Below are 14,965 nucleotides of genomic sequence, written 5' to 3' on the forward strand. Positions count from 1 at the left end.
CGGTATGACGGAAGGGATCGAGGCTGTGACTACAACGATGATGGGGCTGGCCCTGGACGCAGCAAGCCTGCGCCAACAAGCGATTGCCGCCAACATCGCGAACAGCGAAACGGCTGGTTACATCCCCATGGGCGTTAGTTTCGATGCACGCATGACTGACATGCAACGGGTGCTTGATGGCGCCAGAGGCCAATTGGATGCCGTTGCGCTCGATGCCATGCAGCCACGCTTACAGCCTCTAACCGACATGGCCGGCGTTCCCGCCAAGATCCTGCTGGATGTCGAGGTTGCCAATCTCGCGCAGAACGCTGTGCAGTACCAAGCGCTGGTGAAGGGGCTCTCGAAACATTACGCCATCTTGTCGAGCGCCGTGAGCGACGGCAAAAAGTAAGGAGTACCGCGATGGACTACGCACGTGCCTTTGCAATCAGTGCCGCGGGGATGGCTGTCGAGCGTACCCGCGTTGATGTGGCATCACTGAATTTGGCGAATGCCAATACTGTTTTGGCAACAGAAGGAGCGAACTACCAGCCGCTGCGTGTTGTCGCGCGCGCGATGCCAATCGGTGCAAATCAAGAGGCAGGTTGGGCCAGCTTCTCGGATCGTGTGGAACAGGGGTTGGATACGCCCGATCTCTCTTCGCTAAGCCTCCCGGTAGTACAAACCGAGCCCACTGGTGCGCAGCCAAGAATGGTGTACGAGCCAGGGCATCCACTTGCCAATGACAAGGGCTTCGTCGCTTATCAAGGCGTGGACACAGCCACGGAGATGGTCACGCTGATGAGCGCATTGCGCGCCTACGAGGCCAATGTGGTAGCAATGAACACAGCGCGCACGCTGTCATTGAAAGCGCTGGATATTGGAGGTGGGTCATGATGACAGACGCGATTCAGGCCATCGCACAGGCCGGAAACGGAGAGGCTGTTGCAGACCTCCAACCGAGCCCGGTGGCGATGGTTCCTGCGGTAGGGACGGGTTTTGGCGACTTGGTTAGTCACGGGCTAGCGGGTGTCAATCAACAGTTGCTGGTGTCCCAGAAAGACTTGCAGCAGCTGGCGACAGGAAACGTCGAGAACTTGCATCAGGTCATGATCCGACTTGAAGAGAGTCGGCTCTCGTTTCAGTTGCTTCTCCAGGTCCGTAATCGCTTGCTGGAAGCGTATCAAGACGTCATGAAGATGCAGGTGTAGGGAAGGGGGAAAGTCATGTGGTTGACGCAGAGCCGGAACTCACCGGCGCAATGTTGGGGGAGTGTCTGGTGATTCGAGATGTTTGGAAAGGGCTGAACACGTTGGCTCGCGCTGGCTTAATCGGGGGTGCGCTCTGCATTGCTGTTGCCATGGGAGTGTTCAGCTATTGGGCACTACATACGGACTATCAAGTCTTGTTTTCGGATCTGACACCGCAGGATGCGACGGCGATGGTGGCGGAGCTTGATCGGCTCAAGGTGCCTTACCAACTAGGTGATCAAGGCACGTCGATCCTGGTGGCGCAGGACCAGGTCTACAAAACGCGCATCAAGCTGATGGGCAAGGATTTGCCGCTCCATGGAGCAGTCGGGTTGGAGTTGTTCAACAACAGCGACTTCGGGATGACCGAATTTGCCCAAAAGATCAACTACCAGCGCGCGCTGCAAGGGGAGTTGACGCGCACCATTCTGTCGCTGTCCGAAATCCATGACGTTAGAGTGCACCTCGCGTTGCCTGAGCAGGGGCTTTTCAAGCAGGCGAGCAATCGAGCAAAAGCTGCAGTGACGCTAACCCTGAAGCAGGGTCAAGTGTTGCGACCGGAGCAGATTACCGGTATCCAGCGCCTGGTATCCGCATCTGTGCCTGGCATTGCCACGCAGGACGTGACGATCGTTGACCAGCATGGTGTAGCTCTGACGCGCGCGTCTGGAGCGGAAGGCGAGATCGACGCCGCATCAGGCAGGCTCGACCTGAAGAAAGAAACGGAAAACTACCTGCAGCGCAAAGTCGCCGATGTGCTCGAACGCAGTTTCGGCCCTGGACAGTCGATTGCCAGCGTCGATGTCACGCTGGACATGGATCGCATCCAGACCACAACGGAAGACGTTGTCCCCGCAGCGAGTCGAACAGGTCAAACACCTAGCGGCGTGATGACGCGTGAGCGTGAGAGCGTGCGGGATACCGGCGCCCCTCTTGATACACGTGTCGCCGATGCGAGCGGCGGCGCGCGTGGCGGCAGCTCACAGCGTGAAACCGACTATGCGGTTGGCCGTCGTGTAGAGCAGGTGGTCAGCCAACCGGGTTCGGTGCGCCGCATTCAGGTGGTTGCAATGGTGCGCACACCGCTTGATGCTGACCAGCAGGAACGACTGCGCCGGTTGGTTGCAGCTGCGGTCGGCGCTTCGTTCGAACGAGGTGATAGCGTGGTGGTCCAGCCTCTGAATGCCTTGGTCACCGAAAGTGCTATTGGTACTTCAGCGAATGCCATTGCGCAAGCCGACTCGTTCCCTGCCATGAAAGAGCATGGCGATGGCCGTGAGCGAGATAACGCGGCCTGGCTCAATGGACTCTCGTCGGATCGTCTGTTGGCGGGCGGAGCGCTGCTGGTGCTGGCAGTAGGTGCAGGTCTAGGCGTGCTGTTGTCCCGCCTCCGGAGTCAATCCACCTTGCGTGCGAATGGTCTGGGTGCGGCCAGAGGGCTAACAGTAGCGCAACGTGATGCGGCACTCGCACAGGTAGAAACATGGATGCGTGGCGATGCTGCGCGCGATGGCGGACGGGGTGCGACGTGAGCATATTCAACGCGCTCGCTACACCAGAAACCGATATGTCAGCCAGAAGCGCTGCGTTGCTACTGCACGCGCTGGCTACCCCCGATCGGGAATGGGTGCTGCAAAAGCTGGAACCGAGTGATCGAGCGAGATTGCGCCCCATGCTGGCCGAGTTGCAGGAGATGGGGATTCCCGCAGACCCGGCAATCGTTGAACGCACGCTTGGTGCAATGCCCTTCTTGGTCGCTGACTCGAGCCAACTTTCGTCTTCTGCTGTCGGGCGTGGACAGGATCGAACTTCCGACGCCAATGCGGACCAGATTGCGCGGCTTCGCTCCGGTGCTCCAACCGCTTTGGCCGAGGTGCTGCGCTCTGAACCGCCTCGGGTCATTGCGACGTTGTTCCTGATTGCAGACTGGCCGTGGCGTGCAGCGGTGATGGCGCATCTCGGGCCATCCGTCCGCGGCCGGGTCGAAATCGCGTTGGCGGATTTGAAGAAAGACCTTGCAGGCGTTCACTCAGCAACGGCTCTGCGTGCCAGCTTGCTAAAGCAATTGTGCGCGCGGTTGGAAGCATTTCTGGAGAGCGAGCAGTGGATGTTACTGCAACAGAGGGTGCAATCTCCAGCTGCGCTTGGGTCGGGTCTCCGGCATAGCGGCGCCGTCGCTTCGCGTCGCACATGGTGGTCGGCATGGTTGAGCCGACTGGGAGCCCGCTAATGAGCGCTACGCATCTCGGGCACAGCGGGCAGGATGCCGCCCCCCGTGAGGACGCTGACCATATGGGAGCGGCGGTGTTGCGCGATATTCCGGTACAGGAAGTGCCGCGCCTGCTGACAAGACGTCGTACCGCGATCCATACGAATGCGGTGGCGTCTGAAAGATTAATTGAGGCCACAGCCCAGGACTACGAAACCGGCTGGCTGACAGGTCAGCGTGACGGGACCGCGCACGGGCGCGAAGAGGGGTACCGGGCGGGATTCCAGAGTGGGCGGGAAGAGGGTTATCAGCAAGGTCTGAAGGAAGGGCGCGTCGATGGCTTAGCCGAAGCACAATTGACGGCCGCGCAGGCGGTGGAGGGTCGCCTGGAACAACTCGATCGACTGTTGTCCGCTATGCCAGAAGCCATCCTGCAACGCTTGGACGAGTCGGAAGATGAGATGGTGGCCTTGTGTTTTGAGGTGATTTGTCGAGTGATTGGCGACAGGGCTGCAGATCCGAAAGTCGTACAGGACATGATCCAGAACAATGTGCGTCGGACAAGTACGCGGCTTGTCGCGGTGCATGTACATCCTGCTGACTTGGAGCGTTTGCGCAGCGATGCCGAACTGAATACGTGGATCGTGCGCCGAAGCGCTCAGCAGGGTGTTCCTGTTGACTGGATTGCTGATGATCGTGTCGAGCTGGGTGGGTGCATTCTGCAATCCCCGCAAGGGAGCTTGGACGCGAGGCTGGAAGCGCAGCTTGAGTCTGTGCGTGAGATTCTGTCTCGGGATGTCGCTACTTCGTCGGAGGGATCCGCATGATGCAGCGCAGCCTTCGGCAATTGCGTTCTGAATTGCGTGATGCGGAATTGACGCGCCGCATCGGCACCGTTGCGCGGTTGTCAGGGCTAGCCATAGTTGCACAGGGCCCTAATGCCCAGGTTGGTGAACTTTGCGCGATTTTTCCTTCCGGAAGCCCAGCCTCGGCTATTCGTGCTGCTTCGAAGGCGCGCATGAACGCAGAGCAAGTGCTCGCCGAAGTGGTGGGCATCGAAGGTGATCAGGTCATCCTGATGCCGTTTGGCAGTGTGCAAGGGCTTGCTGCAGGCAACGAAGTGATCGCACTTGGCAGCCGTGCCGAATTTCGGGTAGGCGACGCATTGCTTGGACGGGTGATTGATGCCTTCGGAGTTCCGTTGGATGGCTTGGCCACGCCGGTATTGCCTGAAGCGAGAAAGCTCAAGGCAGCGCCCATCAATCCAATGCAGCGTCCCCGGATAGGCACCATTCTTGAGACAGGCGTGCGCAGCATCGATGCATTGCTCACCTTGGGGCGGGGGCAACGCATCGGCATCTTTGCAGGCAGTGGCGTGGGCAAAAGTACCTTGCTTGGCATGATTGCCCGTCACGTGGATGCGGACGTCAACGTGATTGCATTGATCGGCGAGCGTGGTCGTGAAGTGAAGGAGTTTATCGACAAGCAGCTTGGAGCCGAAGGTCTCAAGCGCTCGGTGGTCATAGTGGCTACGGCAGATCAGCCCGCGCTGGCGAGAGTGCGGGCGGTGTATGCCGCCCTGACGGTTGCTGAATACTTTCGCGACCTTGGCAAGCAGGTTGTGCTGACGATGGATTCGATTACGCGCTTTGCAATGGCTCGGCGCGAGATCGGGCTCGCGGCGGGTGAGCCACCCACGGCACGCGGCTATACGCCGTCGGTGTTTGCAGAGCTGCCTGAGCTGTGTGAGCGTTGCGGAACGGCCTCCTCGGGTGGGGCAATCACCGCGCTCCTGACAGTTCTAGTGGAAGGTGATGATCTGAACGAGCCGATCTCCGATGCACTACGAGCCATTCTCGACGGCCACGTCGTGCTGTCTAGGCAGATCGCGCACCAAGGTCAGTATCCCGCCATCGATGTGTTGAAGAGTGCGAGCCGTTTGCTTCCTGATCTTTCGAAGTCGGAGGAGCGAGCGCTGGGCGCTCGAGCCATTCAGATCTTGGCCATGCTGGAGAGAAACCGCCAGATGGTGGAGCTGGGCGCCTACGAACGCGGTACGAATCCTGAGCTTGACAGGGCCTTGGCGTGTGCTCCCTATCTCAAAACCTGGCTGACTCAGGCCGAAGGTGGGGCGCGCCGGGACGAGGCCATGCAGCAACTGGCGGCAGCGGTGTCGCATGACGGAGGGGCCTATGCATCGCGTGGATAACGCTATATGCCCGCGGCCTATTGTGCGGAGGCTAAGAGATGCAGCCTGACCTGCGTGGGTTCGAGTACGCCGTGGAACCGCTACGGCAGCAGCGGCGGTGGCATGTGGAGCGGGTGCTCGCCGAGCTTGGCCGACTACAGCACGACATTTCGCAAGCGCAGGAGGTTGTGAGGCGGTTTTGCATTGAGTACGAAGGCCACGCACGCGCAATCGCAGAGACCATACATCAACGCTTCGATATTGATACCCACCGCCGAGGACTGTACTGGCTGGCTGCATTGCGGTCACAGATTCTCGAGAGCGAATCGAGATTGGATATGTTGCAACAGAAGAAGGTGGAGATGCAGCAAGCTTTTGTGCTTGCCCAGCAGAAACTGGACGTGATGGAGCGGCACCGCGATGAGTCCATCGCAGACTACGCACAAGCCCAGAACGGTCGATTGCTGGCGCAGGCGGATCAGGATTGGATGGCTAGGCAAGGCCGGCGTGAGGAAGGAGGGGGGGTATGAAGTTGGAGCAGGGCATTTCCATGCCCGTCGAGGGCGGCAGTCGATTCTCGACCACGAGTCGCGATGGCGGCGCTGCACTTTCCTCCGGGCATGATCAAGCTTGGCAGCGGGCAATGGAGCAAGCGGAGTTCGCCGGCTGGTTTAAAGACCCGGGCGAGGGGCGCCAAAGCTCTGGCTCGGCGGCCGCGGGCGACTCAACTTCCGCGAGCGAAACACCTTCCGCATCGCGCATGACCACCGGACGGAGTGTGCCCATGTCGCACTACTCGCTATTCGAGCCGACTCAAACCTCCCGATTGCGGGCCGATAGCGAGGGCGAGGATTCTAGGGCGGCCTCCTCACGGGTGAGCGTCTCTGCAAGCTCGGTGGGATATGTGACGGGAGGTGAGACTGGATTTGCGATCCGAGACGAGATTGCATATGCGACCAAGGATGAAAGTGCACAAGGACCCGTGAATCTCGGAGGGGTGATCGGGTCACTGTTGGCCTCGTTGCGCGAGGTGGGCACGCTCGCCGTCGGTTCTTTAGTCGAATTTGATGTGACGACTACCTCTGCGGTGGGTGCAACGCCGACAAGTCGTTCATGGCCGATTGTTTCGGTGCCGTTGGCAGCCACTAGTTCTTCGGAGCCAGTTAGTGCAGAGGATGGGCTGACGGAGGAGGCCGCAGCATCTCCCGCGCCCGGAGCGCAGGAGAGCGCTGCCAACGCTAACCCGAACCCGAAGATTCGAGTTCACGTGGATTGGACCGAAGAGGGCGTCCGTGTTTGGTTGGGCGTCGATCACGATGCCGAAGCGGCGCTACCACAAGTGCAGCGGCAATTGGATCGCGTTCTGGCTGAGAGTGGCAGCCGATTGTTGAGCCTTGTTTGTAACGGCCGCCCTGTGATGGGTCAGGTGGATGGTTCGTGGGCAAAGCGCACCTCGTTGGCGATATCCCCGCCGAGGCCATATCAACAGGGTTTTCAAGGTGGTGACTGGTCAGCCGGTCAACCGATGTTTCATCTCGATGAGCAGGTAGAGCAATGACGATCACCTCGGCAAGCAGTGTCGCTAGTGCAGGCAGTTCCCAGGTGAACAACCTGAATATGCAAGATTTCCTGAAAGTCTTGCTGACGCAGTTGACTTACCAGGATCCCCTCAAGCCCATGGACAACCAACAGTTCATGGCCCAGATTGCCCAGTTCACTGCGCTTGGTCAAAGCCAGCAGATGAACAGCAACATCGAGACGCTGGTATCGAATCAGGCGTCCTTACAGTCTGTTGGATTGATTGGTCGGACCGTCGACATCACCACCAGTTCGGGCACCTTGACCGGTACTGTTTCCGCGCTCTCGCTATCCGGAACTTCGCCTCAATTGACCATCAATGCCGGCAGCGGAGGGACGTTGAGCAATATCGATCTGAGCCAAGTTATCGCCGTTCGATGAGCGCACATCATTTTTCAGAAAACGGAGTCCACGATGCTTGATTCGATCTATATCGCGATGACCGGCCTGCATGGCTACGAGGAAGCGTTGCGCGTGATCTCAAACAACACGACCAACATGAACACTCCCGGTTTCAAGGGATCGACTTCACAGTTTTCGGATTTGTTCTACTCGAATGGGGGACAGAGTGCGCAAGGTGGAGGGCATGCTGCTAGCCAGTTGGGTTTCGGGCTCAACACGGTTGGCACCCTGCTCAATTTCCAGCAAGGGCAGATGCAAACCACAGGCAACGATTTGGACGTAGCCGTGGACGGCCAAGGACTCTTCGTTCTCAAGGCCGCAGACGGCTCTCTGCGTTATACCCGGGATGGGCAGTTCAAGTTCAACACGGATGGCAATCTGATCTCTAGTGTCACCGGTGAGCAGGTCATGGCGCTAGACTCAACCGGCAGTCTGACCCCAGTAAGCATCTCAGGGCTGAAGACAAGCGCCGCCAAGGCAACGAGTACGGTAACTTTCAGTGGCAATCTTCCGAGTGCTTCCACCGGACTGACCGTGGGGAGTATCACTGTCATTGATACAGCAGGCGGCACCCATACGTTGTCTGCAAAACTGGCACCTGTCAGCGGGAAATCGGGTAGCTGGACCGTCACGCTACTCGATGGTACGACCACGGTTGGCAGCGGCACGATTGCTTTCATCAACGGCAAACCGGACCCCGCAAATACGACGGTATCGCTGACCTATACACCGACGGGACAGTCGGCGATACCTTTGACGCTGGATTTCTCGAAGAATGTGACCTCGTTCGACTCGGGTAGCCAGTCGACGTTGGCCATGTCCTCCCAGGACGGCTTTGCTGCCGGCAATCTGACCAAGGCGACTTTTGACAGTACTGGGACGCTTGTGCTGACCTATGCCAACGGTCAAACCATCAAGAGTGTGCAACTGGCTTTGGGCCGCTTTAGCTCGCCAGATGCAGTTGAAGCGGTGGGCAACAACGAGTTCAAAGTGGTCAACGGTCAGGCCTGGGAAACGGGCGTGGCCGGCGCTGGTGCCTTCGGGACGCTCCATTCCGGCATGGTGGAAAACTCGAACGTCGATTTGTCGCAAGAGTTCAGCAATCTGGTGATTATGCAGCGCGGCTATCAAGCCTCGTCGCAAGTGGTCTCCACCGCGAACGACATGTTGACCGAGTTGTTCTCCATGCGAGGTAAGTGATAGTGCTGGAGGAGTGGTCCGACATGATGCAGCGTCGTCTCTCGACAGCACAAACGGAGCAGCCAGAGGCTGCTCGTCCGTTGCGATGGTGGTCGGCTGCCCAGCTGGACTTGCTGGCATTGCGCGCGCAAACGCTGTTTGATCAGTGGCGTGGAGATTGGGGCTTGCCTGTAGGGCAAGGAGAAGCGTGCCGAGGCGTTAAGGCTGTACTCGCGCATCCTGAGGAGGTTCAAGTCGACCAGCCATGGACGGCATTGTCTGCCGGCGAAGGTGCAGGCTGCGCCTGGTGGACTGTCAGACCGGGGGGGCGTAGTCGCGCACACTTTGGGGGCGGCTCGAAAGGGCGTGACTCGTCAGCGCTGGAGCTCGCAAGGGCAGCCGTCCAGATGGCACTTTTCGGCGAGGATCTGAATCCGGCTGGCCAATCCGATCCGTTGGTGGCATCCGGCGTCGGCGGCGATGCAGTCGATGACTGGTGCCTGCGGTTACGTCACTGGCTCGGTGCGGTAGATGGCGGCGAGGCTTCGTCCTTGAAGGAGCCCTTGCATGCCTTCCCACCAATTGAGTTGACGCGGCTTTGGTCCGGCGCGGTTTTGCTGACAGTCGATTGGTTCGGCGACGTCTTCGAACTCGCGCTCGATTGTGAGTATGTGATGCGCTTGATCGGCCCATGCTTCGCTTCAACTGATAAGGTGAATACGGAGCACAGGTCGGAAAGCTTGTTGACGCCAGTCTTGTCTGCTCTATCTGAAGAGCCACTGTCGATGACGGCGGAGTTAAATCCGATTGAACTCGATCTGGGCACACTGACTGGTTTGCAGATCGGTGATGTCATTCGGATTCCGCATTTGTTGGAAATGCCGCTTCTTGTTCGCGCTGGCGATGGGGCGTTGCTCTACCAGGCTTTTCTGGGGCGTCTTGAAGACCAAAAAGCGATCGAACTATTTCCCCTCACCCAAACCAGCTAGGTGTAGGCGCGACCGCGCGCCTCAAGGTAAAACCAAATCTTGATGAGTACAGCAATGGAGCCTTTCTTGAACCCTGTCGCTACCGATCGGGAACCTGCATTTGCAGAATCCCATGGTGCCCAGCCTGTGGCGCAAACACTGGCCTTGGGTGAACTGCATCCTGCTAGCGAGCCAATCTCGAATGCCCATCCACTGAATGGTGGGATTCTTTCGAACACGAATCCACTGCATCGAGTAAAGGCCCAACTTACCGTGTGCATCGGGACAGCAACTTTGACCGTCGGCGAGTTGATGGCGGCAAAGGAGCAGCAAGTATTGCGACTGGATAGCAAGGTCGCGCAACCTGTAGATCTGCTGCTCGAAGGCAAGGTTGTAGCACGAGGTCAGCTTGTCGCGGTGGACGAACATTTCGGCGTACGGATTACCGAACTACCTGTTGCACTCACGGTTTAGGGATGTTGTGTTCGGATTTTTCATGCTTCATTCACTTTTTTCCGCGTTCGCCAGGACATTTGTGCGTCGTCCAGCAGCTCGCCTGATATTGCTGGCTGTGTTGGCACTATCTGGTTTCAATGCGGCGGCGCAGGCCAACGGCTCTCAATCGCTGGCTGTTGTTGGGGCATCACAGTCGTCTGGGTCCGCTGAGATGACAGGGCAGACGGAACGCTTGCCCGACAGTATCCCTTTGCGCCGGGAGGCGGAGACAGAGCGCGGTGCGGTATCTAGTGTGCCGCAATTGCTGGTTGTGGTTGCTGTCTTGGCGGCGCTGCTGTGGTGGCTGCTCAAGCGCTTTCGCACAAATGCACCGCAGAAAAACAAACCGGGCATCTGGCCAGTCAGAGTCACGGCTCATCCGGGTAGTGGTGGGCTGCGCGTTATCAAGTCATCACGCTTGACGAGCAAGGCGAGCCTGCATGTCATCGACTGGGATGGGCAGCAATTGCTTGTTGGATGTACGGAGAACGGACTTTCGGTGTTGAGCACGCGTCCAGACCACGGCGCCGGCGCCCAGGGCGGCAAGCCAGAGGTTCGCGAGCATGACTAGAGCCCTCGTTCAACAGATGGTGCTGTGCGTATCGAATATTCAGGCGATCTTTCGCGTGCTGTTGTGGGCGGGTGTGCTGCTGTGTCCTATGCAAGGCCATGCCGCGGTATCTGTCGCACCTGCAGCAGTGACTGTTCCCTCGCTGTCGCCTGCCATCCGCCCGCAAAAGGCCGCACCGGCCGCCGACACCGCACAAGCCTTACGCATCGTGCTGGGGTTGACGGTGTTGGCAGTTCTGCCCGCATTGTTGGTGTCCGTCACGTCCTTTCTGCGCATCATCATCGTGTTGTCCATGTTGCGGCACGGATTGGGGATGCAGGAAACGCCGCCCAATACGGCGCTCATCGGCTTGGCTTTATTCCTGACGCTGTTCACCATGTCACCGACACTGGAGCAGATCAATCGACAAGCCTTTCAGCCCTTCATGGCTGGTACGATTTCCATGGAGCAAGCTTATGAGAAAGGCAGTGCGCCGCTGCGGGATTTCATGGTGCGGCAGACACGTGAGCAAGATCTTGCCCTGATGGTCGAACTATCCAAGGCCAAGGCGCCGCAGTCGATGGACGATATCAGCAATGTCCAACTAATCCCGGCGTACATGCTCTCCGAACTGCGCACCGCATTCCAGATCGGATTTGTCGTTTTCCTGCCATTTCTTTTGATCGACCTTGTGGTCTCCAGCATCTTGATGGCGCTGGGCATGATGATGATGCCGCCTTCGACGGTTTCCTTGCCGCTCAAGGTGTTGATGTTCGTATTGATGGACGGTTGGGGCTTGCTGTTGAAAGCACTCGTCGGATCGTTCCATTGACGGCGGCGTAACTGCGCATGGCAGAGTCAAGCTACGCACCGTTGCCAGAGGATTCGCGGCGTCCACGCGACGATCTGGTTCAGCCAACGGACGCTGGGAAGGCCGATGTCCCGCCATCAGCGCCTGAGGTGGAACTGTGGCGTGCATTGCGGGAGCAGGGGGATACCGTTGCGCGCGAGGCCTTGATTGCACGCTATCTTCCCTATGCAAAGGCGCAGGCCGCGATGCTGTACGCACGGCGCACACACGATGCGTTCGAGTTTCAGGAGTATTACCAGTTCGCCGTGGTCGGGCTGATGGAGTCCCTGGAGCGCTACGATCCGCAGCAAGGTGCGCAGTTCAAGACCTACGTCACACCGCGCATCGTGGGGTCTGTGCTGAATGGGCTGGAGCGGCTGAGCGAGCAGCAACAACAAATTGGTCTGCGTCGTCGTTTGGCAGCTGAGCGTGCCGCATCTCTTGCCAACGAATCATTGTCGGAGGGGAACCCCCAAAAGTTGCTGCGGGAGTTGGGCGAGATTGGGGTGGGCATCGCGCTGGGCATTCTACTGGAAGGTACCGGGATGGTGGTTGGCCAGGATGAAGGGTTGCCGGACAACGCGTATTCCCGGATCGAGTTGCGCCAGCTGCGACATCAGATCTGGCATTTGGTCCAACATCTGACCGACCGCGAACGAGACGTGATCCGCCTGCACTATCAACAGCAGAAGCCCTTCGACGAGGTTGCCATAGAGTTAGGTGTGACGAAAGGCCGTGTGTCGCAACTGCATCAGCAGGCGTTGAAACGGTTGCAGGCGCTGGTCGCCAAGCAGGCGCGATGCGATGTCGCCTATTGATGGCACGCATGCCTGTCCATGAACGATTCAATCCGGCGTCGAATGTCGTCGGTCTATGCCTTGTGAGAGATTTCTGATGCAACTCAACCCTGTTCACGCACAACGTCTGGCGAGCTTGCAGTCATATCTGGAGGCCGATCCAGAGAACGTGCAACTGCGCGCCGATATTTTCGATGTGGCACTGGAGGCCGGGGATTTTGGGTTGGCGGAGCAACAGATCGGTGTTGTCTTGCAGAAAACGCCCGACGCGAAGCCCTGGCTACATCGTCAGGCTTTGCTTTTCCTGGCACGCAAGGACTATTCGGTGGCCCAGACTGCGCTGGAGGCGTTGCTTACAGCGGGAGTGAATGACGTCGCCGTCCTGTACAACCTTGCATATGTCCTCTTTGCGCAAGGCCAAGTGAAGGCGGCACTTGATCGGTTGGCGCCGGTAGTGGACGCGGCTGGCGAGGTTATGCAGCCGGCGTTGGCGCTATGGTTGCGGTGCATGCACCATCTGATCCAGCTGGACGAGGGGCTGCGCAAGTTCGACAGTTATGCATCAACCCATACCGTTACGGAAGAGGTGTTGGGCGTAGCCAGTTTGATGGCGCTGGATGTGGGGCGAACGGAAGAAGCGGACGCCTGGTCTGCGCGTGCATTGGCTGTGAATACCAATCGACTCGAAGCGCTTGTCGTTCAGGGGTCACTGGTGCTGGGACGGCAGGACATGACTACCGCACAGGCGCTCTTCGAACGCGCATTGGCAGTCAACCAGGCGGATGGCCGGAGTTGGTCCGGATTGGCTTTTACGTATTTGCTTGAGCATCGCCTCGACCTTGCCCTCCAGGCTTTCCATCATGCTGTCCGAGCAATGACCCAGCACATCGGCACGTGGATCGGCTTGGGATGGTGCGAATTCATGCGTCGGGATTTGCCTGCGGCGCACCAAGCCTTCGCAAGCGCATTGGTGCTGGATCGAAATTTCGGCGAGAGCCACGGCTCGTTAGCTGTGGTGCTGGTGGCCGAGGGCAAGCGGGCTGAGGCGGCTAGGGAGGTTGAGCTGGCGCTTGGGCTGGACAAGGCCTGTCTGTCAGCGCGCTACGCGCAGGCCATGCTTTCTGGCGAGGTGAATGACCCAGTGGCTTTTCGTCGGTTGGCTCAGCGTGTACTCGCCCAGCATCGCGGGCCGCGCGAAGGGCTGTCACTTGCAGATGTAGCATTCAAGGCCAGATCCCGCTAATTGAGCTCTTAGCGCCGAGGTGGCGTCGCCTTGGCAGTCTCTAGCAGCAACTCTCCCGCACGCTCCATCGCAGCGTGCAGTTGTGCGTTCTGGTCCATCGAGTCCTGAACGCGCCCCACCAAATCGTCGAATCCGGGGTCGTTGAGTAGATGGAGGCCAAGTTCATTGGCCAGCACCGATCCTAAGTAGATGCGGAAGGCTTTCCTCTTGCGCGACGGATCGTCAGGATCAATCGCGACGACGGCTTGTGCCACCCGGGCGAGAAGGTCTTCCGCATTGCGTGGAGTACTCAGCGCAGATGGGGATGACGGGTTTCGCCCCGTTGTAGCAGACGTGTCTCGACGCCATGTCAACGCTTCCGCGCGAATATGCGCAAGGAGCTTGCTGGTTGGGTCGATGGAGTTCATGAGAGAGCGCTTTCAGAAGGCACGCGATACAGCGGTGATCGCTCGTGAAAAATCAATGCAGGTTCTTGTACGTTGAGACCAAGAAATGCGCGCTGGCTTCGTGAGCCGGCGAGGCGGGCGTCTCTGCGTTGGTTGATGGGTTGGCCACACCGTCTTTCGATGCCGCTTCGAGTTTGACAAGCAGTATCTGCATGTCACGGTTCAACGGCGGGTTGTCGGTGTTGTATTGGATGCCCTCACGCAGATAGGCGCAAGCGGTTCCGACCTGGTCGTGCTGCAACTGGTCGAATGCCTGCTTGAAAAGGCGCAGCGGGTGCTTCTCGCTCAGAAGATCAAGTGGCGCCCAGGTTGTGAAAGCGGTGGCTGGCCGGGCGTTGGTCAACTGGAGCAATCCGAGCTGGAAGCGCGCGATCGACAGGCCTGGATCGAGATTGAGGGCTGCGATATAGGCCGCTTCGGCTTGGTCCACATGCTTGTTTTGCATGTAGTACCCCGCCAAGAGCAACAGCACATGCGGATTCTGCGGGTGGTGCGTGACCGTCGTTTCCAACAGCGCCACAGCGCTTGCGGTGTCGCTCGCTTCGAGCTTTCGAATCAGTTCGGGAATGGGGTTTTGATTGGCGGTCATGTGGCTTCCGGGTGGTTGCGGGTACGCAAACCAGAAACGGCTTCACGTAAATCATGCTAACGCAAAACTTATCCGAGGAATTCGCCAGAAGTTTAGGGTGGATGGGCGAATATTTTCCTTGCTACCGGCCGCCCTGAATTCGAAGCCACCGCGGAGGTGAATCACCCTAAACTTTTTCAGTCGTTGCTGGATAAGTTGGTCAAGTGCAAAACATTTGGCGGGTGCCCGGGTCGGGCATTCGG

General features: G+C 58.6%; 19 protein-coding genes. 17 read left to right on the forward strand and 2 right to left on the reverse strand.

Annotation, left to right across the window (positions count from 1 at the left end; genetic code table 11):
* The first annotated feature begins 4 nt into the window (after positions 1-4).
* From ACTJK4_RS23085 to ACTJK4_RS23165, 17 genes are all read left to right on the forward strand, one after another.
* Positions 5-391 (forward strand): flagellar basal body rod protein FlgB, encoded by a 387-nt coding sequence (locus ACTJK4_RS23085; RefSeq protein ID WP_433868176.1) that lies wholly within the window; start codon positions 5-7, stop codon positions 389-391.
* A gap of 11 nt (positions 392-402) precedes the next feature.
* Positions 403-876, forward strand: a complete 474-nt coding sequence (gene flgC / locus ACTJK4_RS23090; protein WP_433868175.1) for a flagellar basal body rod protein FlgC — start codon at positions 403-405, stop codon at positions 874-876.
* On the forward strand, positions 873-1,190 hold the full coding sequence (gene fliE, locus ACTJK4_RS23095; RefSeq protein WP_433868174.1) for a flagellar hook-basal body complex protein FliE: 318 nt from the start codon (positions 873-875) through the stop codon (positions 1,188-1,190). Before flgC ends, fliE begins: the two co-directional genes overlap by 4 nt.
* 17 nt (positions 1,191-1,207) lie before the next feature.
* Positions 1,208-2,761 carry a flagellar basal-body MS-ring/collar protein FliF gene (gene fliF, locus ACTJK4_RS23100; RefSeq protein WP_433868173.1) on the forward strand — a complete coding sequence of 518 codons (1,554 nt, stop codon included), beginning with the start codon at positions 1,208-1,210 and terminating at the stop codon, positions 2,759-2,761.
* Complete coding sequence (locus tag ACTJK4_RS23105) at positions 2,758-3,459, forward strand: hypothetical protein (protein WP_433868172.1); 702 nt, start codon at positions 2,758-2,760, stop codon at positions 3,457-3,459. The genes fliF and ACTJK4_RS23105 overlap by 4 nt, the downstream gene beginning before the upstream one ends.
* The gene (locus ACTJK4_RS23110; protein ID WP_433868171.1) at positions 3,459-4,265 is read left to right on the forward strand and encodes a FliH/SctL family protein; all 807 of its coding nucleotides are present in this window, start codon (positions 3,459-3,461) and stop codon (positions 4,263-4,265) included. Before ACTJK4_RS23105 ends, ACTJK4_RS23110 begins: the two co-directional genes overlap by 1 nt.
* Positions 4,262-5,647 (forward strand): FliI/YscN family ATPase, encoded by a 1,386-nt coding sequence (locus ACTJK4_RS23115; RefSeq protein ID WP_433868170.1) that lies wholly within the window; start codon positions 4,262-4,264, stop codon positions 5,645-5,647. Before ACTJK4_RS23110 ends, ACTJK4_RS23115 begins: the two co-directional genes overlap by 4 nt.
* 38 nt (positions 5,648-5,685) lie before the next feature.
* Complete coding sequence (locus tag ACTJK4_RS23120; RefSeq protein ID WP_433868169.1) at positions 5,686-6,156, forward strand: hypothetical protein; 471 nt, start codon at positions 5,686-5,688, stop codon at positions 6,154-6,156.
* Entirely contained in the window at positions 6,153-7,184 is a 1,032-nt protein-coding gene (locus ACTJK4_RS23125; protein WP_433868168.1) for a hypothetical protein, read from the forward strand. Before ACTJK4_RS23120 ends, ACTJK4_RS23125 begins: the two co-directional genes overlap by 4 nt.
* Positions 7,181-7,585 carry a flagellar hook capping FlgD N-terminal domain-containing protein gene (locus tag ACTJK4_RS23130; protein ID WP_433868167.1) on the forward strand — a complete coding sequence of 135 codons (405 nt, stop codon included), beginning with the start codon at positions 7,181-7,183 and terminating at the stop codon, positions 7,583-7,585. Before ACTJK4_RS23125 ends, ACTJK4_RS23130 begins: the two co-directional genes overlap by 4 nt.
* Positions 7,586-7,618: 33 nt before the next feature.
* On the forward strand, positions 7,619-8,806 hold the full coding sequence (locus ACTJK4_RS23135; RefSeq protein WP_440819088.1) for a flagellar hook protein FlgE: 1,188 nt from the start codon (positions 7,619-7,621) through the stop codon (positions 8,804-8,806).
* A 23-nt stretch (positions 8,807-8,829) separates the two neighbouring features.
* The gene (locus tag ACTJK4_RS23140) at positions 8,830-9,774 is read left to right on the forward strand and encodes a FliM/FliN family flagellar motor switch protein (RefSeq protein WP_433868165.1); all 945 of its coding nucleotides are present in this window, start codon (positions 8,830-8,832) and stop codon (positions 9,772-9,774) included.
* A 66-nt stretch (positions 9,775-9,840) separates the two neighbouring features.
* Positions 9,841-10,227, forward strand: coding sequence for a FliM/FliN family flagellar motor switch protein (locus ACTJK4_RS23145; RefSeq protein ID WP_433868164.1), 387 nt, complete (start codon positions 9,841-9,843; stop codon positions 10,225-10,227).
* A 22-nt stretch (positions 10,228-10,249) separates the two neighbouring features.
* Positions 10,250-10,819 carry a flagellar biosynthetic protein FliO gene (locus ACTJK4_RS23150; protein WP_433868163.1) on the forward strand — a complete coding sequence of 190 codons (570 nt, stop codon included), beginning with the start codon at positions 10,250-10,252 and terminating at the stop codon, positions 10,817-10,819.
* An 88-nt stretch (positions 10,820-10,907) separates the two neighbouring features.
* The gene (fliP, locus tag ACTJK4_RS23155; RefSeq protein ID WP_433868410.1) at positions 10,908-11,630 is read left to right on the forward strand and encodes a flagellar type III secretion system pore protein FliP; all 723 of its coding nucleotides are present in this window, start codon (positions 10,908-10,910) and stop codon (positions 11,628-11,630) included.
* A 17-nt stretch (positions 11,631-11,647) separates the two neighbouring features.
* A complete protein-coding gene (locus tag ACTJK4_RS23160) occupies positions 11,648-12,466 on the forward strand; it encodes a sigma-70 family RNA polymerase sigma factor (RefSeq protein WP_433868162.1) in 819 nt (272 codons plus the stop codon).
* Between the two features lie 76 nt (positions 12,467-12,542).
* Positions 12,543-13,688: a tetratricopeptide repeat protein gene (locus ACTJK4_RS23165; protein ID WP_433868161.1), complete on the forward strand. Its 1,146-nt coding sequence runs from the start codon at positions 12,543-12,545 to the stop codon at positions 13,686-13,688.
* A gap of 8 nt (positions 13,689-13,696) precedes the next feature.
* On the opposite strand, the gene ACTJK4_RS23170 is transcribed toward ACTJK4_RS23165, so the two are convergent.
* The gene (locus ACTJK4_RS23170; RefSeq protein ID WP_433868160.1) at positions 13,697-14,095 is read right to left on the reverse strand and encodes a hypothetical protein; all 399 of its coding nucleotides are present in this window, start codon (positions 14,093-14,095) and stop codon (positions 13,697-13,699) included.
* Positions 14,096-14,147: 52 nt separating this feature from the next.
* Positions 14,148-14,723 (reverse strand): tetratricopeptide repeat protein, encoded by a 576-nt coding sequence (locus ACTJK4_RS23175; protein ID WP_433868159.1) that lies wholly within the window; start codon positions 14,721-14,723, stop codon positions 14,148-14,150.
* Positions 14,724-14,965 lie beyond the last annotated feature (242 nt).

The organism is Ralstonia sp. 22111, assembly GCF_052045895.1.
GTDB lineage: Bacteria > Pseudomonadota > Gammaproteobacteria > Burkholderiales > Burkholderiaceae > Ralstonia > Ralstonia wenshanensis.